Consider the following 22689-nt stretch of genomic DNA (forward strand, 5'->3'; position numbering starts at 1 on the left):
TGATGAGTCCCATGCCCACGCCGAACGAGGAGACGGGCCGCTCGCGGCCGATGACGGCCCGCCGTGTCGGCTGGCGGGGCCCGCTCGCCGCCGCTGCGCTGCTGGTGGCCGCGGTCAACCTGCGCCCGGCGGTCACCAGCCTCGGGCCGGTGCTCGAAGAGGTGCGTGCCGACGTCGGCATGAGCGCCACCGCTGCCGGACTGCTCGCCTCCCTGCCGGCCGTGTGCTTCGCGGTGATCGGCGTCGCCGCGCCCCGGCTGGCCCGCCGGTACGGCGCGGCCGGTGTCGTCGCCCTGGCCATGGCGGCGATCGCGGTCGGGCTCGCGCTGCGCCCGCTCGCGGCAGGCGCGGCGCTGTTCGTCGCGGTGAGCGTCCTTCCGCTGGCCGGGATCGCGCTCGCCAACGTGCTGCTGCCGGTGGTCGTCAAGGAGCGCTTCCCGGGCCGGGTCGGCGGGATGACCGGCCTGTACTCCATGTCCCTCAACCTCGGCGCCTCGACCGCCGCGGCTGTCACCGTCCCGCTGACCGGCGCCTTCGGCGGCGACTGGCGCGCGGGGCTGGGCGCCTGGGCGGTGCTGGCCGCCGTCGCCGTGCCGCTGTGGGGCCTGCTGGCCCGGGACCGCTCGGGGACCGCCGGCCGGGCGGCACGCCCGGCCGACCCCGGCCCGGTGGACCCGGCGCCCGGCCGCCGCCTCGCCCGCGACCCGGTGGCCTGGGCGCTCGCCGCCTACTTCGGCCTCCAGGCCACCGCCGCCTACGTCGTGATCGGCTGGCTCCCGCAGATCTTCCGCGACGCCGGGCTGAGCGCGGAGGCGGCCGGCCTGCTGTTCGCCGTCACGTCGCTGCTCGGGGTGCCGCTCTCGTTCGCCCTGGGAGCCGTCGCCGGGCGGCTCCCGAACCAGAGCGGGCTCGCGGCGGCCCTGGGACTCTTCGGCCTCGCCGGCTACGCCGGCCTCTGGGCGGCTCCCGCCGCCGCGCCCTGGCTGTGGGCCGTACTGCTCGGGGTCGCCAACTGCTCGTTCCCGCTGGCCCTGACGATGATCGGCATGCGCGGCCGGGACGGCGCGACGGTCACCCGGCTCTCGGCCTTCGCGCAGAGCACCGGCTACCTGCTGTCGATCCCGGGCCCGGTTCTCGTCGGCGCGCTCTACCAGTACGGCGGCGACTGGCGGGCGCCGCTCGCGCTCATGGCCTCGCTCATGCTGCCGCAGATCGCGGCGGGCCTGCTCGCGGGCCGCGACCGCCAGGTCGGGTGATCGCGGCCCGCGCCGGTGAAGGACGGGTAGGGCCGCGTACCCGCTGCGGAAGGAGCGGAGACGAAGGCGTCGCGGGTGTCGGTCCTGCCCTCGCCCCGGCAGGTGGCCCAGGCGCGGTGGGCGGCAAGGCCGGTCAGGTAGGTCACCGGCCGGCGCGGTCCAGGAGCGGGCCGATGAGCAGGGCGGCGCGGCCGCCGCTGAACGTCGCGGATCAGGTTCAGGCGGTTCGGTCTCGCCGTTCGCGGTCGGCGGCCTGGTCTGCGACGACCACGCAGTGGTGGTGGGTCTTGCCGGTGTCGAGTCCGGCCCCTGTCCGGGGCTCGGGCGCCTTCGCGGTTCGTCGGGTCGTGTCGGCCTCCCGGCGAACCACCGCGCCGCGTTGTCCTGTGCGGCGATCGCAATCGCGTCTCCCGGTCGGCGGTCAGGTCGTCACGGGACTCCGGGCGGCCACGTCGCCTACGCCGTCCAGCGTGACCTGATGACGGCCATGCCCGAAGCTCCTGGGCCTACCGGCCCCGCGAATGACCGGTTCCGGCCTGAGAAGAAGGTAGGCGGTGATGGTCGCGAAGCGCGGCGGAGTGGTCGTCCACCGGCGGCCGCTGTGCACGTACCGCGACGAGCTGTACGTCAGCCCGCCGTTCCCCTCTGCGGCACATCCAGGTGGACGACCGACGGGAGCTGGAGGCCGCCCGTCACCAGGTCCGGAAGGCGGCCGTGCATCGGTCAGGGCGGGAGCCGCCGCCGACGGTGCGGTCCGCGGCCCCGGGCCGACCGGCCACCGGGCGCCGCATCCGGCCGGGCGGTGGCCGGTTCCCGCCAACCCCGCGGAAAGTCTGCCGACATCGAGACACACCGCATAGCGTGAGTGCTCCGGCACCCGATCGGGAGGCGAGGTCAGATGCCCGACGCGTCACGCCCCAGCGGGCGGGCCCCCACCCTCGACTCCGTCGCGGCGCGGGTCGTGGCCCAGGTCGCGCCGGAGGAGACCGCGCACTATCCGCAGGTCCGGGACGAGTACTTCGAACGGGGGCGGGCGAACCGGGCGGAGGACAACCCGCTCGGGTTCGGTGAGATCGTCGTCGGTGCGATCACCGGCATCGTGCTGGGCGCGCTCCACGAACTGGCCGAAGGCACCCTCACCGACGTGCTGCGGCCCTGGTGGGACCGGGCGTGGCGCCGCCTCGCCGCGCGCCTGCGGATCCGGCGGGCGGAGCCGGTCGCGCCCGAGACCGCGCTTCCCGTGCTGGCCCCCGACCAGCTGCCCCACATCGCAGCGGCCCTCACCGCGTACTGCGTGCGGTCCGGTCTGCCACCAGAACAGGCGGCGGAACTGACGCGCGCCATCGTCGCCGAGCTCACCGCTCCCCGCGCCGTGGACGGCGGATCCGGTGCGGAATCCGGCGGCTGAGGCGGCCGCGCCGGAGGCGGCGACGCCCGGCCGGTACGACCCGTTCCTGCTGCCGTCCGCCACCAGCATCCGATTCTTCCTGCTGATCCTGGCCGCCGCCGTCAGCGCGATGTACGCCGGCATCTGGTATCTGCCGATGGTCAGCCTGGGTGGGGTGGACGTCATGGCGACCTCCTCGGCGGGGTGCGTGGCGGCGGCCCGTGACGGTGCGGCAGTGCTCGGCGACCGTACGGTCCTCGACGGCTTCCTCGACTGCTACGCCCGGATCGGGGGCGAGGTGCTCGTGGCGATGGTGGCCGCCGGGCCGGCGTGGGCGCTCCTGACCCTCGTCGGCTACGTCCTGTGGCCCGCCGTTCTCGATCGCCGACTGCACCCGGTCCGTGCCGCCGACGACGCGCGGGTTCGGGCGGCCCGCGCGGAGGTGGCGGCCGGACTGGCCGGCTCGCCCACCCGGGTGAGCCTGCTGGCCACCCGGGGCGGGGCCGGCGGGGCGCGTGTCTTCGGGGCCCTGGGCAGGTACCGGCTGGCGGTCGACTCCTCGATGCTCGCCGAGCGGACGGGCGGCGGGCTCGGCGAGCGGCCGCGTGCGGTGCTCCAGCACGAGATCGCCCATCTGAGTAACCGCGACGTGGACCTCACCTACCTGACGATGTCCGCGTGGTGGGGTTCCCTGCTCCTCATCGGGCCGCTGCTGGCCGGCTACGTGCTCCTGGCGCTCGCCACCCTGGCCACCGGGGAGTCGGCCGGATACCTGATGACCACCCTGGTCGCGCTGGTCACCGGAGTCCTCGCACTCGTGCTGCTCCAGACGGCCCGCGCCCGCGTACTGCGCACCCGCGAACACTACGCCGACGTGCGCGCGGCCGGAACAGCGGGCGGCGGCGCGCTGCGTGACATCCTGGCAACGCCGCGCCCGGTGGCCCACGCGGCGCCGTGGCGGCGCTGGTGGCGCGGAATCCGCGGCTATCACCCCTCGGCGCGGTCCCGGCTCCGGGTGCTTGACGACCCGCGCCGGCTCGCCACGGCCAGTCCGGTCGACCTGGCGATCGCGGGCATCACCCTGGGCGCGGTCCAGTTGTACCTCGGCGACGTGGGCGAGGTCGCGGCCGTCGGCGGTGGGCTGGCCGTGGGACCGGTCGCGGTGGGTGTGCTGATCGGTGGAGCGGTGGGTGCGCTCGTCGCGGCGGTCGTGTGGAACGCGGTGTACGCGGCCCCGGGCGGCCCGCAGCGATGGGGTGCGGCGGCCGCGGCGCTGGCCGGCGGGATCCTGGTCGGCTACTCGGTGCCGGATCTGCTCGGGGAGAGCTGGATCGCCCTCGTGCCGGCGTATCCGGTTCCGGCGCTGGTGTCGGCCCTGGTGCTGTGGGGGCTGTGCCTGGTGTTCCTGAGGTGGGCGGCTCTGTGCGCCCGGACCTGGCTGGCGGTCGCCCGGCGCGGACGGGCGGTGTGCGCGGTCGGGCTGGGCTGTGCGGCGGTCGTGTTCGGCTCCGTGTTCGCGCTGTGGCTGCTCTTCGACTCCGGCCTGCGCGCCGAGTCCGGCTGGGAGTGGAGTTACGTGCGCGGCTCCTTCCTGGCCACCCTCCTGTCCTGGCCCCTCCCCGTGGCGGTCGGCGTCGCGGTGGTGTTCGTCTTCGCCGGGCTGGCCCGGCGGAGGGACGGAGACGGGCCGGGCGCACAGCCCCTGGTGCCGGTGTTGGCCGGAGCCGCGTTCGCCGCCGGGCAGGCCGGGGCGCTCATGGCGTTGATCGCCAGCGGCTGGGTGGGCGGAGTGGGGGAGATGTTCTCCGTTCTGTTCGCGCTCCTCGGGGTCCTCTGCGTTCTCCTGATGGCGATGCTCGGCACCGTTCTGGGCGGATGGGCCGGTGGGCGGGGCCGGCTCGGCGACGCGCTGTGTACCACCGCCGTGTACGCGTTCACCGTGCTCGCGCTGCTGCCCGCCGTCATCCAGGTGCCCGTCCAAGGCACGGCCTGCCTCGGTGCGGGGGCCACCCCCTCATGCTGGGCCACGGCCGGTGTGGCGGTGGCCGCGGCCTACGGCGACGGGGAGATCGTCCGGGTCGTGCTTCCGGTGTACCTCGGGGCGTGCTGGCTGGGGGCGGTCGTCGGCTCGCTGTCGCGTGCCGCCCTCACCAGGCGGCGGCCGACGGTCCCCGTCGGTCACGGGTTGCCAACGCCTCGGCGGGCGCGGCGCCGGGCCGTCGTCCTGGCAGCGGTCCTCGCCCCGGTGGTCGTCAGCGGACTGTGCGCTGTTGACGCACTCGCCGCCAACTCGGGGCTGCCTGCCGAACGGCGTGCGGAGATCGCGGCGCAGGTGGAGCCCGCATCGGTCGACCGTGCTTCGGCGTGCGAGACCGCCGCGACGAACTGGGTCCCCAGCACCGCCACCTTCCGGGTCGACGCGATCGACCTGGAGGGCGGGGTTGTCGCGCTGGTCGCCAGCCACGAGCCTGTCCTCGCCGCCTTCGGGCGCGCCTACCTCGATGGCGCCGACATCAGCCACCAGGAGCTCTTCTACGCGGCCGACGCCTACTGCCGGTCGACCGGCGGCGGGTAGCCACGGCGGCCCGGTCCGGCGCCGCCGGATCACCCGGTGACGGCGCGCGCCCCTCCCGGGTCGCTGCCGGACCGGTCGTCCACCTCGCTGATCCGTTCGACGGTGCCCATCATGTGGTCCTCGATCAGCCGCAGCAGCAGCCGCTCGTCGCCGTCGGCGATGGCATCCACGAGCTTCTGGTGCTCGTCGACGAGCTCGGCCGGCTCGGGGTAGACGTCCTGCATCACCGTCAGGCACATCCGCGTCTCGACCAGCAGGGTTTCGGCCATCCGCTCCAGCCGGGAGTTGCCGGAGCAGCTGACGAGGGTCTGGTGGAACGCGTGGTCGGCGTTGCTCATCGCCGTGCGGTCCCCGGTCTCGGCGGCGGCGACCAGGGTGGTCAGCGCGGCCGTCAGGCGGGCCAGCGCCTCGCCGCGGTTCCCGCGCATGATCAGCTCGCAGGCGCAGCGCTCGATGGCGAGCCGCGCGGTGTAGACGTCGCGCACGTCCTCCGCCGTGAGGTCGATGACGAACAGCCCGCGGTGGCGCTCGCTGCGGAGCAGTCCCTCCTGGACCAGGCGCTGCATCGCCTCCCGCAGCGGGCCCCGGCTCACGCCGAGACGGCCGGCGAGGTCGGTCTCGCCGAGCTGGTCCCCGGGGGCCAGGGTGCCGTGCATGATGGCCGCACGCAGCTGGTTGGCGATCAGGGCCGCCGTGGACTCCCGGGGAACGGGTTCGAGTTCGCCTGGAGCGCTCATGACGTGGGGTGCGCCTCTCTTGAATTGGTCGAGCGGTGGGGGGTTACGACCCTAACCGCAACGGGCCGGCCGTCGGTCGGCGGCCGGCCCCGCGGGTGGTCGGTCCGGTGTCACGCCGCGACGCGGGAGCTCGTGCGGAAGAGCGTGCCGAGGCCCGAGCGCGCCGACGTCTCGCCGGCGAGCCGCAACCCCTCCCACACGCTCACCTGGTTGGCGGTCAGCACGGGCTTGCCGAGCCGCCGCTCCAGGTCGTCGAGGATTCCGGCGCTGTGCAGCGCGGTGTCGGGCACCAGGACGGCCTCGGCGTCGGGGTGGTCGTTGCGGGCCACGAAGTCGAGCACGTCCGCGGGCGGCAGTGTGCCGACCTCGGCGGCCGTGACGATGCCGCGGCTCGACATGGAGGCGACCTCGATGCCGCCGTCGCGCAGGAACTCCACGAAGCGCTGCGCGACGTCGTCCGGATAGGTCGCGGCGACGGCCACCCGGCCCAGGCCGAGGTGCCGGACCGCGTTGACGAAGGCGAACGACGTGCTGGACGCGGGCACGCCCGCGACCTCGCGCACCCCGGCGACCTGCCGGGCGGCGCCCTCCCAGCCGAACACGAAACTGCCGCTGGTGCACGCCCAGACGATCGCGTCGATGCCCTGCTCCCGCAGGGTGCGCGCCCCCTCGGCCAGCACGTCCGGGCCGCCGACGTCCAGCAGGGCGTCGACCCGGTGCGCGTCCTCGCGCATCAGGGTGTGCACCAGCCGCAGCGTGACGTCGCCGCCGAGCAGCCGCTGGAACGCCGGGTAGTCGTCCTCGGCGCTGTACCCGGGGTACAGGAAACCGGCCGTGGCCCCCATGGGCCCTCCTTCAACTCTCGTGGTGGACGTGATCAGGCCGCCGTGCGGCTGGTCGCGGACACCAGCCACTGGTCGTCGGCGACCGCGCTGCGGCCGATCGCCTGCAGCGCCGCCCACATGGTGACCTGGTTGGCCGCGAGCACCGGCTTGCCGAGCATGCGCTCCAGTGGCGCGATGATGTCGTAGGTGAGGACGTTGGTGCAGCTGATGAACACCGCCTCGGCGTCCGGACGGTCGACGTCGCGGACCGCCTCGACCACCTCCGAGTAGGTGACCTTCCAGATGTGGTTGAGCAGCCCCAGGCCGACGCTGGACACCGTCTCGATCCCGTGCTCGCCGAGGAAGCCGAGCAGCCGGTCGGTCACCGAGTCCACGTAGGGCGTGACGACGGCGATGCGGCGGGCGTCGAGGGCCTCCAGCGCCCGGATCAGCGCACCGGAGGTGGTGACCGCGGCGGGAGCGCCGGCGTCGAGGATGCTGGCGTGCAGCCGCTTCTCCCCGGCCGCGCCGTCCACGAAGCTGCCGGACGCGCAGGCGTACCCCACGACCAGCGGCTCGGGTGCGAGCAGGTCCTGGGTGGCGCGGCGCACCTTGTCGCCGTCGCTGAGCGCGGCGGCCATGTCCACCGTCACCGGGACGGGGACGTAGGGCAGGCGGGTCAGGTACAGCGAGACGTCGTCCGGGGCCCAGCGCCACAGCTCGCGGTCGAGCGCGAAGTCGAAGGGAGCGACCAGGCCGATTCCGGACTGCCCGGGCGGCTGCGCGAACGCCGAGATCTCGATCACGTTGTCCTTGGCGGTCACGCTGACGCGCTCGTCGGCCGCCGGCACCTCCATGGGCACAGCGGATCCGGAGCGCGCGGCGTCCGGCACGGGGACGGGCCCCACGGGGGTCGCCGAGGGCAACGGACCGCCCGGATCGGCCACGAACTCGTCCGCGTGCCACGCGGTGCTGTCGGGTACGAGGGCCGCGGCGCCCACCCGCACGGCGCCCGGAGCCTCGGCGGCGTGCCGGTCGGCGCCCGGGGGCGTGTTCGTGTCCGCGCCGAACCGTATCGACGCCGAGTTCGTGGTCATGACCCGCTCCCCCTGGTCCATGCCGCTCAGTGACGCACTGGCCGGCCGATCGGTCCGCATTGGTCACTCACCTCCTTCTCCGCTGTTCAGTCGACGCCCGCGAGGGGCCTTCTCTCCAGGGCAGCGCCGGACGGCGGCCCTACTCCGCACTCCGCCGGTACACCAGGCGCTCACCGATGCCGCCGGAACGCCACACGTCGTTGCACGCCTCCGCCATGCGGTCCAGGCCGTCGACGATCGTGGCGTAGACATTGCCGGGCACCCAGCCGACGTCGCCGTTGAGCAGCAGGTTGTTGCGCCCGTAGAAGATGGCGAGGTCGATCACGCCGGGCAGCTCGTGGATGCCCTTCTCCTCCTTGAACCGGCGGTCGAGCATGCCGCCGTGGAAGGAGAAGTACACGACGTCGCCGGGGATCGGGGTGACGGTCGGATTCTCCTGGCCCGGCTCCTCCTCGGCGAACCGAGGCACCATCGTGTAGACCTCGTTGCGGGCGTACTTGGCGTGGTAGATGTCGCCGCCCTGCGGCAGCGCGTTCCATACCGCGTCGCAGGTGCGCGGCGCGTCCTTGTCCAGCAGCTCCGCCACGCAGCTCACGCCGCGCTTTTCCAGGCTGATGGTCATGTACCTGGGCATTCTTGAACCGGCCCTTTCGTTCTCGGGCATGCGAAATCGGTGAGACACAGGGCGGCCGCAGAGGCCGTGAAGATCCGGAGCGCGGTTCGACGCACCGGGCCCGCCGGTGTGACCGGCCGGGAACCCGCCCAGACAGGCGGGACCAGGGAGAACACTCTCAACTTTGACCACGCCAGAGGAACCGTGGATTGTTGACAATCATACGATCGCGAATCGGGCTGTCAATGGTCGCGGAATGCATTGCTGTTACATCTTCGTTACATGGGCGGTCCTGTGATGGTAACCCGGCGGCGGGTGCCCAGGTCGGCACGCGGGGGCGGCGGTTTCCGCTCGGGTATGCGACGGGCCGGTGAGCGTGCTGCTCACCGGCCCGTCGCGCGTCTCGGCTAGCCCGCTGACCCGGGCGCGGGTCCGCCCGGAGGCGCCGCCGGGCCGGGCGGCCGGTGCTGCGGGGCGCCGGGCGGCTGCTGCCGTACCCCCGGCGGCTGGTGCGGAGCGGCGGGGGGCCGGGCGCCCGGATAGGCGGCCGGCGGCGTCGGTCCGGCCGCGGGGGTCCGCCGGCTGCCGCGGACGGCCGCCGCCAGGAGCAGGATGCCCGCTCCCACCAGAACCAGGGTGGACACGATGCCCGGGACCGGGCCAAGCGCGGCGAGCAGGTCGAGGGACGGCTCCTGCCAGCTCGGACCGGGGTAGCTCGCCATGGCGCCCAGGACCGCTCGGCCCAGGGTGATGAGGGCGTCCACGAGCAGGAGGGCGCCGGCGAACCGGACGAGCCCGCGGCCCGCCGGGGCACGGCCGGCCCAGAGCAGCGCGAACCCGCCGAGGAAGAAGGAGACCAGAGTGGAGAACAGCCCGCTGATCAGGCCGTTCAGTAGGACGTGGAGGGTGTAGGACATGGGAGTCGGCTCCGTTACCGGGGGTCAGCCGGCGGTCGGCGGCGGGGTGGTCGGGTAGCCGCCGTAGGGCGGCCCGGGCGCCGGGCGCGGCGGGGCCGGCGTATGGCGGCGGGCGGCGGGCTTCCGGCACGCCGCGACGATGAGCAGCGCGAACGCCGCCCCCATCAGCAGGCTGAGCAGTATCCCGACCAGCGTGGACGGCAGGCCCTCCAGCCAGAGGTAGGGGACGAAGAAGAGACCCGTCCGGGCCAGGGCGAACACCAGGAGCAGCGCCATGGCGGTCGCGGTCAGGCCGCGCCGCTCCGGCGCGAGGCGGGGCAGCAGCAGGAAGCCCGCGACGGCGAGCACGATCAGCGGGATGTTGGAGATCAGACCGTAGAGCAACGCGACTCCGGCGGAAGAAGTGGAGAGGACACGGGACGTCCGCCGCTTGGACGCTGGCCGGACCGCTCCGGTTCCCCGAGGTCCCCGCCCGGACGAGGGCTCCTCCCGGTCCCGGACCAGCACCGCCGCGAAGAGCAGGACCACCGCGCCACCGAGGACCGCCACGCTCTCGTAGGCGGGCAGGTAGGCCAGGTCGGCAAGGGGGCGGGGGCGGGTGGCCGTTCCGGCACCCCGGGACGGCGAGGGGCGCGAAGACGGCGGCCAGCAGCAGGCTCAGCGCCATGTCCAGCGGCATGCCGATCACCGGATAGGAGCCAGGGGCTCTGCCGCGAACACGCCGAGCACCAGGCGCAGCCCGGAGTGCGGTGCGAGCAGCCCCATGGCGAGCGCGGTGGGCGCGCACCGCTCGGCGGGGACCACGCGGGTGGGAGTGCCAGGCCGGTGCGGGCGATGGCGACGAAGGGCGCGTTGAGGACGAGGAAACGCCGGGGCTCCGGGGGCATGGACTGTGCTGTGCGGGGGAGGGGAAGGGGGGTGCGGCACGTGCGAGATCTCTGGTGGTTCGACACTGTGTGAGGCGGCGTGCGATGACGAGATCCCGGTTCCCCGGCGCCCTCACGGGCCCTCCGCCCGGTCGCGGTCCGGATTGTTGACAATCCTACGAGCGCTCCCTAGCGTGGCAATCGCTTCGGCCACCGGTGGCCGGGAGACGGCGCGGCAGCGGGAGATCCGGCCTCCCGGCGGGCATGATCACCGGAGCCGGAGGCGGGAGCCCTGGCCTCCGGCCGTACCCGTCGTGATTGGGAGCCGCACCCGTGAGCAACGAACCGCCGGACAGTGTGACGCTGGTCGTCCTGCACGGGGCCGACCTCCCACCCGGTCGGGAGCGCTTCGAGGGCGTCCCGGGTGTCGGCCCGGTCCGCTACGCCACCGCCGACGTGCTGGCGGACGCCCTCCCGGGCGCGCACGCGCTGTTCGTGTGGGACCTGTTCTCGGAGGCCGTCACCGCCGCGTGGTCCAAGGCCGACGCCCTGCGGTGGGTGCACGCGGCCACGGCCGGCGTGGACAACCTGATGTTCCCCGCCCTCGTCGGCAGCGACGTCGTCGTGACGAACTCGCGCGGCGTGTTCGACGAGCCCATCGCCGAATACGTCCTGGGCGCCGTCCTCGCCTTCGCCAAGGACCTGCCCACCACCCTTGACCTCCAGCGCCGGCGGGTCTGGCGGCACCGGGAGACCGAGCGTGTCGGCGGGCGGCACGCGCTCGTCGTCGGCACCGGGCCGATCGGCCGCGCCATCGCGCGCCGGCTGGCGGCGGTCGGGATGAGCGTCGAGGGCGCCGGCCGCACCGCGCGGCGCGCCGACCCCGACTTCGGAACCGTGGTGGCCGCCGAACGCCTGCCCACCGGGCCGGCCACCGCCGAACCCGCCGCCGACTCGTTCGCCGCCGCCCTCGGCCGCGCCGACTACGTCGTCCTCGCCGCGCCGCTCACCGACGACACCCGCGGGCTCGCCGACGCCGCCCTGCTGGCCCGGATGCGTCCGACCGCCCGGCTGGTCAACGTCGGCCGCGGCCAGTTGGTGGTGGAGCGGGACCTGGTGGCGGCCCTGCGCGCCGGCCGCCTCGCGGGAGCCGCACTCGACGTCTTCGAGACCGAGCCGCTCGCGGAGGACTCCCCGCTGTGGGAGCTGCCGGGCGTGCTCGTCTCGCCGCACATGTCCGGTGACGTGGTCGGCTGGCGTGACGAGCTCGTGGAGCTGTTCGCCGACAACCTCCGCCGCTTCGCCGACGGGCGCGAGCTGCGCAACGTGGTCGACAAGCGGCGCGGGTACGTCTCGGGATCCTGACCACCGCGCCGAACGGAAGAGAGGACGCCAGTGAGCAGCAGGACGAAGCCCGGCGAACCGGACCACGGCGCCCACGCGGCCCGCACCGCCGCCCGGGCCGCGGACCCCGCCTCTCCCGCGGACCTGCCGGCGACCGAACTGCTCGCCCGCTACCGCGCCGGCGACCTGTCGCCGGTGGCGGCGACGGAGGCGGTCCTCGACCGCGTCGAGCGGATGAACCCCGTGCTCAACGCCTACTGCCTCGTGCGCCCCGAGGAGGCCCGCGCGGCCGCCCGGGAGTCCGAGCGGCGCTGGCGGCGGGGCGAGCCGCGGGGGCCGCTGGACGGTGTCCCGGCGGCGATCAAGGACATCCATCTCACCCGGGGCTGGCCCACGCTGCGCGGGTCCCGGACCGTCGACCCCCACCAGCCGTGGCCGGAGGACTCGCCGGTGGTCGCCCGGCTGCGCGAGGCCGGAGCGGTGCTCGTGGGCAAGACCACCACCCCGGAGCTGGCCTGGAAGGGCGTCACGGACAGCCCGCTCACCGGGATCACCCGCAATCCCTGGGACCCGGCCCTGACGCCCGGCGGCTCCAGCGGCGGGGCCGCGGCCGCCGTGGCGACCGGCATGGCGCCGCTCGCCACCGGCACCGACGGCGGCGGATCGGTGCGCATCCCGGCCGCCTTCACCGGCACGTTCGCGCTCAAACCCACCTACGGACTGGTGCCGCACTACCCGGCCAGCGCCTTCGGCACGTTGGCGCACACCGGGCCGATGACCCGCACCGTGGCTGACGCCGCCCTGATGATGGACGTCATCACCCGGCCCGACCCGCGGGACTGGTCGGCGCTGGCGCCGCCCACCGCCGGGTTCACCGAGGCGCTGCGCCGGCCGGTGCGCGGTCTGCGCATCGCCTACAGCCCGACCCTCGGCTACGTGGACGTCAACCCGGAGGTGGCCGCCCTCGTCGCCGAGGCGGTGCGGGCGTTCGAGGAGCTGGGTGCGCACGTCGAGCTCGCCGACCCGGGGTTCGCCGACTGCGTCGAGGACTTCCACGTGCTGTGGTTCTCGGGAGCGGCCAAGGCGACCGAGAACGTCCCCGAGGACCGCCGCGCACTGTTCGACCCGGGCCTGCGCGAGGTCATCGACCAGGGGCTGCGCTACTCCGGCCAGGACTACCTCACCGCGATGGCCACCCGCATGGCGATGGGGGAGCGGATGGGCCGCTTCCACCAGCGCCACGACCTGCTGGTCACGCCGACGGTGCCCATCCCGCCCTTCGAGGCCGGGCGCGAGGTGCCCTCCGACTCCCCGCACCGGCGCTGGACCGGCTGGGCCGGGTTCAGCTACCCCTTCAACATGACCCAGCAGCCGGCGGCCAGCGTGCCGTGCGGCCGCACCCGCGCCGGCCTGCCGGTCGGCCTGCAGATCGTCGGACCCCGGCACGCCGACGCGCTCGTGCTCGCGGCCGCGCACGCCTTCGAGCAGGCCCGGCCATGGAGCGGCGAGCGCCCGCCGGCCCCCTGACGGACCGGGCGAGCACGCACGGCGCGGCCCCCTGACGGCGCGGCCCTTGGCGGCGCGGTCGGCCGGTCAGCCGGTCAGCCGCGCCAGCAGTTCAGGGTGGTCCGCCAGGCCCTCCCGCAGCGCCGCCTCCCCGAAGGGCGCGAAGGCGGCGGTGTCCACCTCGCTCCAGTCGATGGGGCCCAGCGGCGGCTCGGGGTCGTACTCGATCACCAGCTGGGACAGGCGGGCCGCCTGCTCCCCGGCGAGCTCCCGCACGAGCTGCAGCGCCATGTCGATGCCGGCGGACACGCCGGCGGCGGTGAGGACGTCGCCGTCCCGGACCCAGCGCTCCGCCACGGCCACCGCGCCGAACTTCGGCAGCAGGTGCCGGAAGCCCCAGTGGGTGGTGGCCCGGCGGCCCTCCAGCAGCCCGGCGGCGCCCAGCACCAGGGAACCGGTGCAGACGGAGGCGGTCACCTCGGCCGCGGCGGAGGCGGTGCGCAGCCACCGCAGCAGCTCCTCGTCGGCGCAGGCGGCGAAGGTTCCGGCCGTGCCCCCGGGGACGACGACCACATGAGGAGCGGTGACCTGGTCGAAGGTGGCGGTCGCGCCGAGGCGGACGGCGGCGTCGGTGTCCAGCGCCGCCAGGTCGCGGGCGACGACCACGGACTCGTATTCGCCGTCCAGGGCGGCCGTCACGGTGAGCGGGCCGATCAGGTCGAGGGCGGTGAGGCCGGGATAGAGCACGTAGGCGATGGTCTTCGTCATGCGTCCACCCTCGGGGGCGGGGCCGCCGCCGGAGAAGCCCGCCCGGCAGGGTGGTCCGGATTCCTGGGAAGCACGTCCGCCGGACATAGACTCACGGTCATGGCCGGACGTCGCGTGGTGGTCGTCGGATACGACGGGGCGGAGCTGCTGGAGATCGCGTCCATCACCACGGCCCTCGACGGCGCCAACCGCCTGGGGGTCGCGGTCCCCTACGACGTGGTGGTCGCCACTCCGGGCGGCCGCGCGATCACCTGCGTCTCGGGCCTGACCCTGCCCGGCCACCAGGCTTTGGAGCGGACCATCGGACCGCTCGACACGGTGATCGTCTCCGGCGGGTTCGGCTCCGACGACGCGGCGGCCGACCCGTCGATCACCGGGCACGTCCGCCGGCTGGCGCGGGAGAGCCGGCGGGTCGCCTCGGTGTGCACCGGAGCGAGCGTCCTGGCCGCCGCGGGTCTGCTCGACGGCCGGCGCGCCACCACCCACTGGATGTGGGCGGCCGAACTGGCGGCCCGCCATCCGCGGGTCGTCGTCGACCCGGCACCGATCTACATCCTGGACGGGAAGGTGGCCACCTCGGCCGGGGTCACCAGCGCCCTGGACCTCACGCTCGCCTTCATCGGTGACGATCACGGGGCCCGGACCGCCCGCGACGTGGCGCGCGCCCTGGTGACCTACCTGCAGCGTCCCGGCAACCAGACGCAGATGAGCATGTTCGTCGAGAGCCCGCCGCCGGGGGACCGGACGGTCCGGCGCGTCGTCGACCACGTCACCGCGAACCTCGACGGCGACCTCGGCGCGGCCGCTCTGGCCGCGCACGCCGGGGTGAGCGAACGGCACCTCACGCGGCTGTTCCTGCGCCACCTCGGCGAGCCGCCCGGCCGGTTCGTGCGCCGGGCCCGGACCGAGGCGGCCGCGCACCTGCTCGTCTCGACGCGGCTGCCCCTGGCGCGCGTGGCCGTCCGCTGCGGGTTCGGCTCGGCGGAGACCCTGCGCCAGGCGTTCGTGAGCCGCTACGGGGTCGCTCCGTCGCGCTACCGCGCGGCGCAGGAGGCGTGGGAGCGCGACGGCCCGGGGGCCGCTGTCACCGGCCGCGGCTAGCGTCGCCGGGTGACCTCCTTCTACCGCCGCTATGTCAGCGGGCACCGAGAAGCCGTGTGGGCGGAACTGCGGGCGCACGGGCCACTGGGCCCCATGCACCCCGCCGACGCCGAGGACGTGGCCGCGGTCGCGCGCGAGACCATGCGGCGGGCCGCACGGCACGTGGACCGGATCGCCGAGGCGCTGCCGTCGCTGGGGATCTCCGGACGGCCCGGCCTGCCGCCGCGGCGGCGGCCGGACGCGGTGGAGCGCGCCGAGGTGGACGCCCTGGCGGCCGAGATCGGCGGGCTTCCGGCGGCACTGGAGGCGTGTCTGCGCGAGATCGGGCACACGTGGTTCGCCGGCGACTACTCGGCGCTGCGGATCGGCTGCCCGCACGGTGCCCCCGTCCAGGGCGGGCCGCCGGGACCGGCCTACCCCGACCCGCTGTGCCTGCCGGACGCCGCCCGTCTGCGCTGGGAGTGGGACCTGCGCACGGCGGACCCGGAGCGCCGCGCGGAGGAACAGGGGTTCGTGTTCGACTTCGCGCCGGACGAGTACCACAAGGCCGGGGTCAGCGGGGCCGCCCACACCATCGTGCTGCCGGACCGGCGGGCCGATCCGGTGCTGCGCGGCGTGGCGGGCCGCCCGGGTGTCACCCTGGTGGAGTACCTGCGTGCGTCCGTGGCCTGGGGAGGCTTCCCCGGCTGGGAGTTCGGCGCGGAGCCGGTACCGGACGCCCTGCGGGCGCTCCGGGCGGTCCCGGACTTCTGAGCCCGGCACGGCCTCGGGAGGCCGGGAGACCGCCTCTCGGCCGGGCGCCGGCCCGCGTTGTACGCGCACCCGACGCGGTCGGGTGAAATGTGACACGATGTCACTGCACGTCACGGCGGATGTCCGGATCGGGACCTTCGTCGCTACGCAAGGAGTCGTTCGGCGTCACGGTCGCCGGGCGCGCGCGTTAACGTCGTTTCGAGGCGGACGACGCGACGTGGAGGCGACACATGGCGACGGCGGTCACGCCGGATCCGATCACGGTCTTTCTGGTGGACGACCACGAGGTGGTGCGGCGCGGAGTCGCCGCACTCCTGGAAGGCGAAGGGGACATGCGGGTCGTCGGCGAGGCGGGTACCGCCGAGCAGGCCACCAGCCGCATCCCCGCGGTTCGGCCGCGGGTGGCGATCCTGGACGTCCGGCTGCCGGACGGGTCCGGGGTCAGCGTCTGCCGTGAGATCCGGTCCGCGCGGCCCGAGATCGCCTGCCTGATGCTGACCTCGTTCGCTGACGACGAGGCGCTCTTCGACGCGGTCATGGCCGGCGCCGCCGGCTACGTCCTCAAGCAGATCCACGGCGCCGACCTGGTCGGCGCGGTCCGCGCGGTGGCGGCGGGCGGCTCCCTGCTGGACCCGCGCAGCACCGGCCGGATGCTCGAACGGCTGCGCGGCGACTCCGCCCAGCCCGATCCGCTCGCCGCCCTCACCACGCAGGAGCGGCAGATCCTCGACCTGATCGGGGAGGGCCTGACCAACCGGCAGATCGGCGAGCGGCTGTACCTGGCCGAGAAGACGGTCAAGAACTACGTGTCGAGCCTGCTCGCCAAGCTCGACCTGAAGCGCCGGACGCAGGCGGCGGTGCTGCTCGCCCGCCTCCGGCACAGGGGGAACTGAACCGACCCGGCGGCCGGCCAGCCCGCAGCGGCTGACCGGGGCGGGGGGAGCGCGGGAAGATGAGGGGCCAGATGACCATCGACACAGCCGGACTGGAGGTACTCGGCCGCCCGGAATGCCTGCGGCTGCTGGCCGCGGCGCCGATCGGGCGCATCGTGTTCAGCGACAGGGCGCTGCCGGCCGTGCAACCGGTGAACTTCGCGCTCTACGGCACGGACATCGTGGTGCGCACCGCACCGGAGTCGCGCCTGGCCAGGGCGACCCGGGACGCGGTGGTGGCGTTCGAGGTGGACGATTTCGACGTGGCCGCGCGCACCGGCTGGTCGGTGATGGTCGTCGGCATCGCGCGCGCGGTCACCGATCCCGACGAGATCGCCGAGTTGGCGGTGCTGCCGCTCGACCCGTGGGCGCCCGGCCCCAAGCCGCATCTCATCCGGATCGAGACCGACATCGTGACCGGGCGGCGGATCCCCGCCTAGCGGAGTGCGCGGGTCTGAGGGACGCGTGTTCGTGGTGTGCGGCGCAGCCGCGCGACAGATGAGGACCCCGAACCGGCCCCGGACCAGCGGTTCGGCTGTCCACGCGCCGCCGGCCTGCCGGAGCGCTCTGAATGGAGCGCTCCCAACGAACGGCGAGGGAGCTCGCCCGGCGGTCAGGGCAACGGCACCCGCCAAACCAGTACGGTGCCGCCGCCCTGCCGCTCCCGCGCCTCGAACTCGCCGCCCAGCGCGGTGGCGCGCTCGGCCATGTTGCGCAGCCCGCTGCGGCGCCCGCCCTCGGGGATGCCCACGCCGTTGTCCGCGACCTCCAGGGTGACGTGGGTGTCCACCGTCACCCGTAAGCGGACCTCGTCGGCGTGCGCGTGCCGCGCGACGTTGGACAGCGCCTCCCGGAGCACCGCCAGCATCTGCTCGCCGATGTCGTCCGGTACGGCGGCGTCCACCGGGCCGTCGAAGGCGAGCGTCGGCCGGCAGCCCAGCGCGTGGGTCGCGGTCTCGATGGCCGCCAGGAACCTGCCGCGCAGGGAGATGTCCTGCGGTGCGGGCGGATTCTGCAGGGCGAACACCGTCGAGCGGATCTCGCGGATCGTCTCGTCGAGGTCGTCGATGGTGCGCTGCACGCGGTCGCCCGCCTCGGCGTCGGGAATCAGCCGTATCGTGCTCATGAGCGTCATGGCCGAGGCGAACAGCCGCTGGATGACGGTGTCGTGCAGGTCCTTGGCGATGCGGTCGCGGTCCTCCAGGACCACCAGCCGCTCGGCGTCGCGGCGCGCGTCCGCGAGCTCCAGCGCCACGGCAGCCTGCCCGGCGAAGGCGTTGAGCATGCGCCGGGTGGTCGGATCGAACGGCGCGCACACGCCGTGCTTGCCGAGCAGCAGCACGCCGCGGGTCCGCTCCGGCGTGCCGAGCGGGATCAGCAGCCCGGGCCGGAAACCGCGGTGGCTGAGCATGGGGCAGTTGGCGTAGCGCAGGTCGGCGATGCTGGCGGCCTCGCCGCTGCGGTAGACGTCGCCGCACTGCGTCTCGCCGATCAGGACCGGTGTGCCGCGGATCTCCGCGGCCATGGAACCGTCGACCAGCTCGGCGATCAGGTGCTTGTCCTCGTCGTCGGGCAGCAGCACCACGGCGACGTCGGCGCCCGACATCTCCCGCGCCTGCTGGGCCAGGTAGCCGAGCACGTCCGAGGTGGCGACCCCGGACAGCAGGCGGGTGGTGATCTCGGTGGAGGCCGCGAGCCAGCGCTCCCGCAGCCGGGTCTCCTCGTACAGGCGGGCGTTCTTGATCGCGACGCCGGCGGCCGTGGCCAGCGCGGTCACGATGGCCTCGTCCTCCTGGTCGAACTCGCCGCCGTCGGCCTTGTCGCTCAGGTACAGGTTGCCGAAGACCTCGTCGCGCACTTGGACGGGCACGCCGAGGAACGAGTTCATGGTGGGATGGCCCGACGGGAAGCCCTCGAAGTCGGGGTGGTCGTGCAGTTCGCTCAGCCGCAGCGCGCGGCGTTCCCGCGACGGCACCGCGAGAATGCCCTTGCCGTGCGGGAAGCGCGCCACCTGCTGGGCTTGCTGCTCCGGGACGCCCACCGGGATGAATTCGGTGAACCGGCCGTCCTCGTCGACGACCCCGAGTCCCGCGTAGCGGGCGTTGACCAGGTGTGCGGCGGCCTCGGTGAGCCGGCGCAGCACGGTGGCGATGTCAAGGTCGCCGCCGATCGAGACGACGGCCTCCAGCAGGGAGTGCACGCGGTCGCGGGTCGTGAGCGCGGTCTCCAGGCGGGCGTGCAGTTCGGCGAGGAGCTCGTCGAGGCGCATGTGGGGGATCAGCGGGCGGTCAGGGGGCTCGGGCATGTGTCCATACCTCCGGGAACACGCTATCCCGTTACTCCCAGTATTGAGGAGCGAACCGCGCATCGGGCAGCCATCAGTGACAAATCTCTGCCCGGAACCGCTACACAGACGGGGAATCGGCGGACGAGACGGTGGAGTCCGATCACAATCCGCGCGCCTGACCGGACTCCACCGATCTCCGAGGAAACGCGGGGCGGGATCGCCGCACACGATGGCCGGGCCAAGCCCGGCCACACCCGTTACCCCGCGAGTCCTCTGCGCCGTGCCCGGGAGGTCCCATCTCCTGGAGCGCGCTCCCAGTGCATCGCACTCCGGCCGGCCGCGGCAGCGTCCGAACGGCACCACATGGCAAGGGCTTTGGTCCCGAACCCGGGAAGAGCGGGTGAGTTGGGCGGCGGCCGTCACCGCGCCGCCGTTCACCGTGCGTAGTACCGGAACCCGGGCTCGGCACCGATCTCCGCGGACCGCGCCGGATGGGTGCGCTCGAATTGCTGATGTGTCGACATAAAACGGGCCAACCAGGTCGGGAGCTCGGAGAAACGGCCGCGGGACTGCCGAATCTCGCGGGACCGGGTTGCTTTCACGAGCGACCGTGCTACGGTCACGGTGAGTCGAAGCGGCGGAGCGCTCTGTGTCCGCGTCCGCCCGAATCCCGTACGCCGAGGGGTACTGCCGTGCCGCGAGTCCGTCGAGAAGAGCGCGCCCGACGCGCTGCCTCGGCCGGACGTGTGGGCGGAACCGTGCTGCGCAGGGCGCTCGTGCTCGGCGGGTTCGCCGTCGCGGCGTGGCTGGTCGGCTCGGCGCCCGCGAACGCGGAGGCGCTCGGCGAGCAGGTCGGCCAGGTGGCCGGCACGGTGTCCGAAGCCGGCGCCGTCGCCGCCGATGCGGGCGGCGTCGGCACGGAAGCGGCCCAGGCGGCCGAGGCCGTCACGACGACGGTCCGCGATGCCGGGAGCGGGGCGGAGCCGACGGTTCCGGCGCCGCCCGGCAACTCACCGGACCCGTCCGATATCTCCGGTGTGGTCGAGCAGGCCCGTCAGCAGACCGAGAACGCCGTCGCCGCGGTGACCGGAACCGGCCACCTCGATTTCCCCGGCCCCGAGGCGGCGGCGTCCGGCGCCCCCGCCCCCGAGGAGCCGGAGACCCCGGCCCAGGAGGCGGCCGAGTCCGCCGATCGCGATCCCGCCGCCGACCGGGAGCCGATCCGGCGCGCGCCCGCCGCGTCGCCGGCCGCCGGCGCTCCGCGCGAGTTCCACGCGCCGCAGCGCGCGGCGGCTCCCGAGCGGCTCGGTGAGTTCGCGGACGCGACCGCGGTCGACTCCGACGCCCGCGGCACGATGGCCGTCGGCTCCGCCCAGCCGCAGTTCGGCGGTTCGGTCGCCATGTTCGCCGGCTATCTCGCCCGGCTCCCCGAGACGGCCCGGCCGCTCGCGTCATCGCCGGCCGGCCGGCACGCGCTCGCCATGGTTCCGCAGAACCCCGTGGACGAGCCCTCCTTCTCACCCGACTAGCCCGGCTCCGGGACCGTCCGCGCCGGGTGCGCGACGGCACCGGCGACCGCGATGTCGCCCTGCCGCACCCCCTGCGGAGACACCGAGGCCCGTTCCGCGGCCGGTGGCCGGTCCCTCCTCGACGGCGACGCTCCCCCTACCCAGTTCCCCTACTGGGGGTTGACGCGAGCTTCGTGCCCCGACCCCGCTCGGTTCCACGAGGTTCACGTCAGCCGGAGGTCCGCCAGACCCCTCGGTTGACCCCGGTGCACGCCGGCGCGCTCCCCAGGCGCGCGGGTGGCGGCGCCGGAGCCCGCTCTCCGGAGCACGACGGCATCGGTGCGGCGCGGCACTCAGGCCAGAGCGCCGCCGCACGGCCCGCCTTCCGGCGGGCCGCCCCGAGACCGTCTCATCTCAGCGAAACCGCACGACCGTGAAACCGCGAACACAGCAAAGGAATCCCATGTTCTCCTCCGCCCGCTCGTCCGCCAAGGCCGTCCTGCTCGCCGTCGGTGCCGCCGGCTTCGTCGCCCTCGGTTCCGGTGTCGCCTCCGCCGACGTGCTCGGCGACACGACCCGAGTGCTGAACGGCACCGTCCCGGCCACCGGCGCGCTCGGTCAGATCACCGACCAGCTGCAGACCGCCCTGAGCGGCGACACCCCGGAGCTGGCCACCACGCTGCCGGCGCCCGCCGTCAGCAACCTCAACACGCCGCTCGGCGACGCCACCGGCCCGGTGACCGACGCCGGAACCCGGGTGACCGAGGTCCAGCAGCAGGTTGACGAGACCGTCCGCCGGCTCAAGGGCGGGCTCCCCGGCGGCACCTCGGTGCCGGAGGCCGGCGGCGCCACCACGCTGCCCGCGACCGTGGAGGTGCCCAGCACCGAGTCGCTGCCCGACGCCCGTGACGTCCAGGTCGGCATCGAGGACGTCCGGTCCCAGGTCGAGGGCCGGCTGCCCGAGACCTCGGCGAGCATCGGCGCCGTCGAGCTGCCGGCCGACCAGGTCACCTCGCTGGTCGAGGGCACGCTGCCCGCCGCCGGCGACGTCGCCGACCCCGCGGCGATCGTCGGCCAGACCGGTGCGGTCGAGACCGTCGAGTCCGTCGACCTCGGCCTCTCCGAGCTGCCGGTGCGGGACCTGACCGCGCGGTAACCCACCGGGCCCGCTTCCGGTCCGACCCCGCTGATGCCCGGTCCGGTGGCCCCGGCCGCCGGACCGGGTGCGCGGGACCCGGCCTCCCCCGCGGCCCCCGACGTTGCGCAACCGCCCCCGGCCTGCCCGAGGTCACGGCTCGCGGATCTCGGAGCCCGCCTCCCTCGACGCGCCGGTCCGCCGCAGCAGCGCGGCGACGTCCACCAGGGCACGGCAGCGGGCGAACTCCACCGGACCGAACGGCACGCCCGCCCGGCGAAGGACCAGGACCCCGCCGCCGGGGGCGGCCAGGCACATGACCGGCCCGGAGACCTCGTCGGCGGCCAGCCCCTCGGGCGGGCGGCTCAGCCGGGCGACGGTGTCGGCCCCGGTGAGGCTGAGCAGAGCGGCGGAGAGCGTGCCCGGCTCGGTCACCAGTTCGGCGACCAGCGCCAGCGTCCGGCTGGTGGTGTCGATCAACTCGTGCGCGTCGGCCGGCTCGATGACCGGGTCCCGGCCCCCGGCCCGCACCACCGCATCGGCCAGCCGCTCTCGGGCCACGTGGCGCGGGACGCTCGCCAGGAACTCGTCGACGGCGTCCACGTACCCCGGCAGCACCTGCATCAGCCGGATGTTCACGCCGAGCCGCGCCAGCTGGGTCGTGAGGGTGGCCAGCCCGCCGGGCACGTCGGCGACGCCGACCCGGATCCGCCACAGCGTCTCCGCGCCCTCTTCGGCCATGGGGTCGCGCGGCCACGGCAGCGGTGCGGGCGCGGCCGGGCGGGGGGTGAGAGCACGCCGGTGCGTCCGCCAGCGGTGCAGGAATCCCACCAGGATGAAGCCGGCCCCCGCCGTGACGAGCAGCGGCGGGCCGTGGCCGTGGTGGCCGAGTGTGAGTACCAGCAGGTGCGCCGCACCCGCGGTGAGCAGCAGCGCCCCGATCTCCAGGAGCTCCCGGCCGACGAAGTCCCGGCGCGGGGCGTGCTCCCCGCCCTGGCCGGTGCCCGGCCGGTCGCGTGTGCGGTCGTTGCGGTCGCGTCCGCGTTGGTCCATGGCGGCTACGATGCCGTGGCCACGTTGCGT

General features: G+C 74.6%; 20 protein-coding genes. 11 read left to right on the plus strand and 9 right to left on the minus strand.

Annotation, left to right across the window (positions count from 1 at the left end):
- The first annotated feature begins 11 nt into the window (after positions 1-11).
- From DEF28_RS01005 to DEF28_RS01015, 3 genes are all read left to right on the plus strand, one after another.
- Positions 12-1256 carry a CynX/NimT family MFS transporter gene (locus DEF28_RS01005; protein WP_199493074.1) on the plus strand — a complete coding sequence of 415 codons (1245 nt, stop codon included), beginning with the start codon at positions 12-14 and terminating at the stop codon, positions 1254-1256.
- Between the two features lie 898 nt (positions 1257-2154).
- Positions 2155-2664, plus strand: coding sequence for a hypothetical protein (locus tag DEF28_RS01010; protein ID WP_114397827.1), 510 nt, complete (start codon positions 2155-2157; stop codon positions 2662-2664).
- The gene (locus DEF28_RS01015; protein WP_114397828.1) at positions 2645-5218 is read left to right on the plus strand and encodes a M48 family metalloprotease; all 2574 of its coding nucleotides are present in this window, start codon (positions 2645-2647) and stop codon (positions 5216-5218) included. The genes DEF28_RS01010 and DEF28_RS01015 overlap by 20 nt, the downstream gene beginning before the upstream one ends.
- Before the next feature lie 29 nt (positions 5219-5247).
- Here the strand turns inward: DEF28_RS01015 and DEF28_RS01020 are convergent, their stop codons facing one another.
- From DEF28_RS01020 to DEF28_RS01045, 6 genes are all read right to left on the minus strand, one after another.
- Positions 5248-5955, minus strand: coding sequence for a GntR family transcriptional regulator (locus tag DEF28_RS01020; RefSeq protein WP_114397829.1), 708 nt, complete (start codon positions 5953-5955; stop codon positions 5248-5250).
- Between the two features lie 110 nt (positions 5956-6065).
- Complete coding sequence (locus DEF28_RS01025; RefSeq protein ID WP_114397830.1) at positions 6066-6800, minus strand: maleate cis-trans isomerase family protein; 735 nt, start codon at positions 6798-6800, stop codon at positions 6066-6068.
- Positions 6801-6832: 32 nt separating this feature from the next.
- Complete coding sequence (locus DEF28_RS01030) at positions 6833-7636, minus strand: maleate cis-trans isomerase family protein (protein WP_114397835.1); 804 nt, start codon at positions 7634-7636, stop codon at positions 6833-6835.
- A 379-nt stretch (positions 7637-8015) separates the two neighbouring features.
- Positions 8016-8498 carry a DUF3830 family protein gene (locus DEF28_RS01035; RefSeq protein WP_199493075.1) on the minus strand — a complete coding sequence of 161 codons (483 nt, stop codon included), beginning with the start codon at positions 8496-8498 and terminating at the stop codon, positions 8016-8018.
- 398 nt (positions 8499-8896) lie between these two features.
- Complete coding sequence (locus DEF28_RS01040) at positions 8897-9406, minus strand: hypothetical protein (protein WP_114397832.1); 510 nt, start codon at positions 9404-9406, stop codon at positions 8897-8899.
- Between the two features lie 24 nt (positions 9407-9430).
- Positions 9431-9790: a hypothetical protein gene (locus DEF28_RS01045; protein ID WP_114397833.1), complete on the minus strand. Its 360-nt coding sequence runs from the start codon at positions 9788-9790 to the stop codon at positions 9431-9433.
- Positions 9791-10605: 815 nt separating this feature from the next.
- On the opposite strand from DEF28_RS01045, the gene DEF28_RS01050 reads away from it, so the two are divergent.
- Complete coding sequence (locus DEF28_RS01050; protein WP_114397293.1) at positions 10606-11637, plus strand: D-2-hydroxyacid dehydrogenase; 1032 nt, start codon at positions 10606-10608, stop codon at positions 11635-11637.
- A gap of 30 nt (positions 11638-11667) precedes the next feature.
- A complete protein-coding gene (locus DEF28_RS01055) occupies positions 11668-13143 on the plus strand; it encodes an amidase (RefSeq protein WP_114397294.1) in 1476 nt (491 codons plus the stop codon).
- 66 nt (positions 13144-13209) lie between these two features.
- Here DEF28_RS01055 and DEF28_RS01060 read toward each other — a convergent pair whose 3' ends face one another.
- Positions 13210-13890, minus strand: a complete 681-nt coding sequence (locus DEF28_RS01060) for a DJ-1/PfpI family protein (RefSeq protein ID WP_114397295.1) — start codon at positions 13888-13890, stop codon at positions 13210-13212.
- A 99-nt stretch (positions 13891-13989) separates the two neighbouring features.
- On the opposite strand from DEF28_RS01060, the gene DEF28_RS01065 reads away from it, so the two are divergent.
- The 4 genes from DEF28_RS01065 (at position 13990) to DEF28_RS01080 (ending at position 17116) form a co-directional block, all read left to right on the plus strand.
- Positions 13990-14991, plus strand: a complete 1002-nt coding sequence (locus DEF28_RS01065; protein ID WP_114397296.1) for a GlxA family transcriptional regulator — start codon at positions 13990-13992, stop codon at positions 14989-14991.
- A 9-nt stretch (positions 14992-15000) separates the two neighbouring features.
- Entirely contained in the window at positions 15001-15744 is a 744-nt protein-coding gene (locus DEF28_RS01070; protein WP_147280089.1) for a hypothetical protein, read from the plus strand.
- 230 nt (positions 15745-15974) lie between these two features.
- Positions 15975-16637 (plus strand): response regulator, encoded by a 663-nt coding sequence (locus DEF28_RS01075; protein ID WP_114397298.1) that lies wholly within the window; start codon positions 15975-15977, stop codon positions 16635-16637.
- 71 nt (positions 16638-16708) lie between these two features.
- Positions 16709-17116 (plus strand): pyridoxamine 5'-phosphate oxidase family protein, encoded by a 408-nt coding sequence (locus DEF28_RS01080; protein ID WP_114397299.1) that lies wholly within the window; start codon positions 16709-16711, stop codon positions 17114-17116.
- A 173-nt stretch (positions 17117-17289) separates the two neighbouring features.
- On the opposite strand, the gene DEF28_RS01085 is transcribed toward DEF28_RS01080, so the two are convergent.
- Positions 17290-18981, minus strand: a complete 1692-nt coding sequence (locus DEF28_RS01085; protein WP_114397300.1) for a sensor histidine kinase — start codon at positions 18979-18981, stop codon at positions 17290-17292.
- Positions 18982-19721: 740 nt separating this feature from the next.
- Between DEF28_RS01085 and DEF28_RS01090 the strand changes: the two genes are divergently transcribed.
- Together DEF28_RS01090 and DEF28_RS27180 are read left to right on the plus strand one after the other, a co-directional pair.
- The gene (locus tag DEF28_RS01090; RefSeq protein ID WP_147280090.1) at positions 19722-20492 is read left to right on the plus strand and encodes a hypothetical protein; all 771 of its coding nucleotides are present in this window, start codon (positions 19722-19724) and stop codon (positions 20490-20492) included.
- 442 nt (positions 20493-20934) lie between these two features.
- Entirely contained in the window at positions 20935-21627 is a 693-nt protein-coding gene (locus tag DEF28_RS27180; RefSeq protein WP_147280091.1) for a hypothetical protein, read from the plus strand.
- A 132-nt stretch (positions 21628-21759) separates the two neighbouring features.
- Here DEF28_RS27180 and DEF28_RS01100 read toward each other — a convergent pair whose 3' ends face one another.
- Complete coding sequence (locus DEF28_RS01100) at positions 21760-22659, minus strand: ACT domain-containing protein (protein WP_233515016.1); 900 nt, start codon at positions 22657-22659, stop codon at positions 21760-21762.
- Positions 22660-22689 lie beyond the last annotated feature (30 nt).

Source organism: Marinitenerispora sediminis, assembly GCF_003336425.1.
Taxonomy (GTDB): domain Bacteria; phylum Actinomycetota; class Actinomycetes; order Streptosporangiales; family Streptosporangiaceae; genus Marinitenerispora; species Marinitenerispora sediminis.

Excerpts from the sequence above, each read along its gene's own strand:
- DEF28_RS01005 (WP_199493074.1), top strand. The coding sequence starts at position 12 with ATGCCCACGCCGAACGAGGAGACGGGCCGCTCGCGGCCGATGACGGCC.
- DEF28_RS01010 (WP_114397827.1), top strand. The coding sequence starts at position 2,155 with ATGCCCGACGCGTCACGCCCCAGCGGGCGGGCCCCCACCCTCGACTCC.
- DEF28_RS01020 (WP_114397829.1), bottom strand. The coding sequence starts at position 5,955 with ATGAGCGCTCCAGGCGAACTCGAACCCGTTCCCCGGGAGTCCACGGCG.
- DEF28_RS01025 (WP_114397830.1), bottom strand. The coding sequence starts at position 6,800 with ATGGGGGCCACGGCCGGTTTCCTGTACCCCGGGTACAGCGCCGAGGAC.
- DEF28_RS01030 (WP_114397835.1), bottom strand. The coding sequence starts at position 7,636 with ATGGAGGTGCCGGCGGCCGACGAGCGCGTCAGCGTGACCGCCAAGGAC.
- DEF28_RS01035 (WP_199493075.1), bottom strand. The coding sequence starts at position 8,498 with ATGACCATCAGCCTGGAAAAGCGCGGCGTGAGCTGCGTGGCGGAGCTG.
- DEF28_RS01040 (WP_114397832.1), bottom strand. The coding sequence starts at position 9,406 with ATGTCCTACACCCTCCACGTCCTACTGAACGGCCTGATCAGCGGGCTG.
- DEF28_RS01060 (WP_114397295.1), bottom strand. The coding sequence starts at position 13,890 with ATGACGAAGACCATCGCCTACGTGCTCTATCCCGGCCTCACCGCCCTC.
- DEF28_RS01065 (WP_114397296.1), top strand. The coding sequence starts at position 13,990 with ATGGCCGGACGTCGCGTGGTGGTCGTCGGATACGACGGGGCGGAGCTG.
- DEF28_RS01075 (WP_114397298.1), top strand. The coding sequence starts at position 15,975 with ATGGCGACGGCGGTCACGCCGGATCCGATCACGGTCTTTCTGGTGGAC.
- DEF28_RS01080 (WP_114397299.1), top strand. The coding sequence starts at position 16,709 with ATGACCATCGACACAGCCGGACTGGAGGTACTCGGCCGCCCGGAATGC.
- DEF28_RS01085 (WP_114397300.1), bottom strand. The coding sequence starts at position 18,981 with ATGCCCGAGCCCCCTGACCGCCCGCTGATCCCCCACATGCGCCTCGAC.
- DEF28_RS27180 (WP_147280091.1), top strand. The coding sequence starts at position 20,935 with ATGTTCTCCTCCGCCCGCTCGTCCGCCAAGGCCGTCCTGCTCGCCGTC.
- DEF28_RS01100 (WP_233515016.1), bottom strand. The coding sequence starts at position 22,659 with ATGGACCAACGCGGACGCGACCGCAACGACCGCACACGCGACCGGCCG.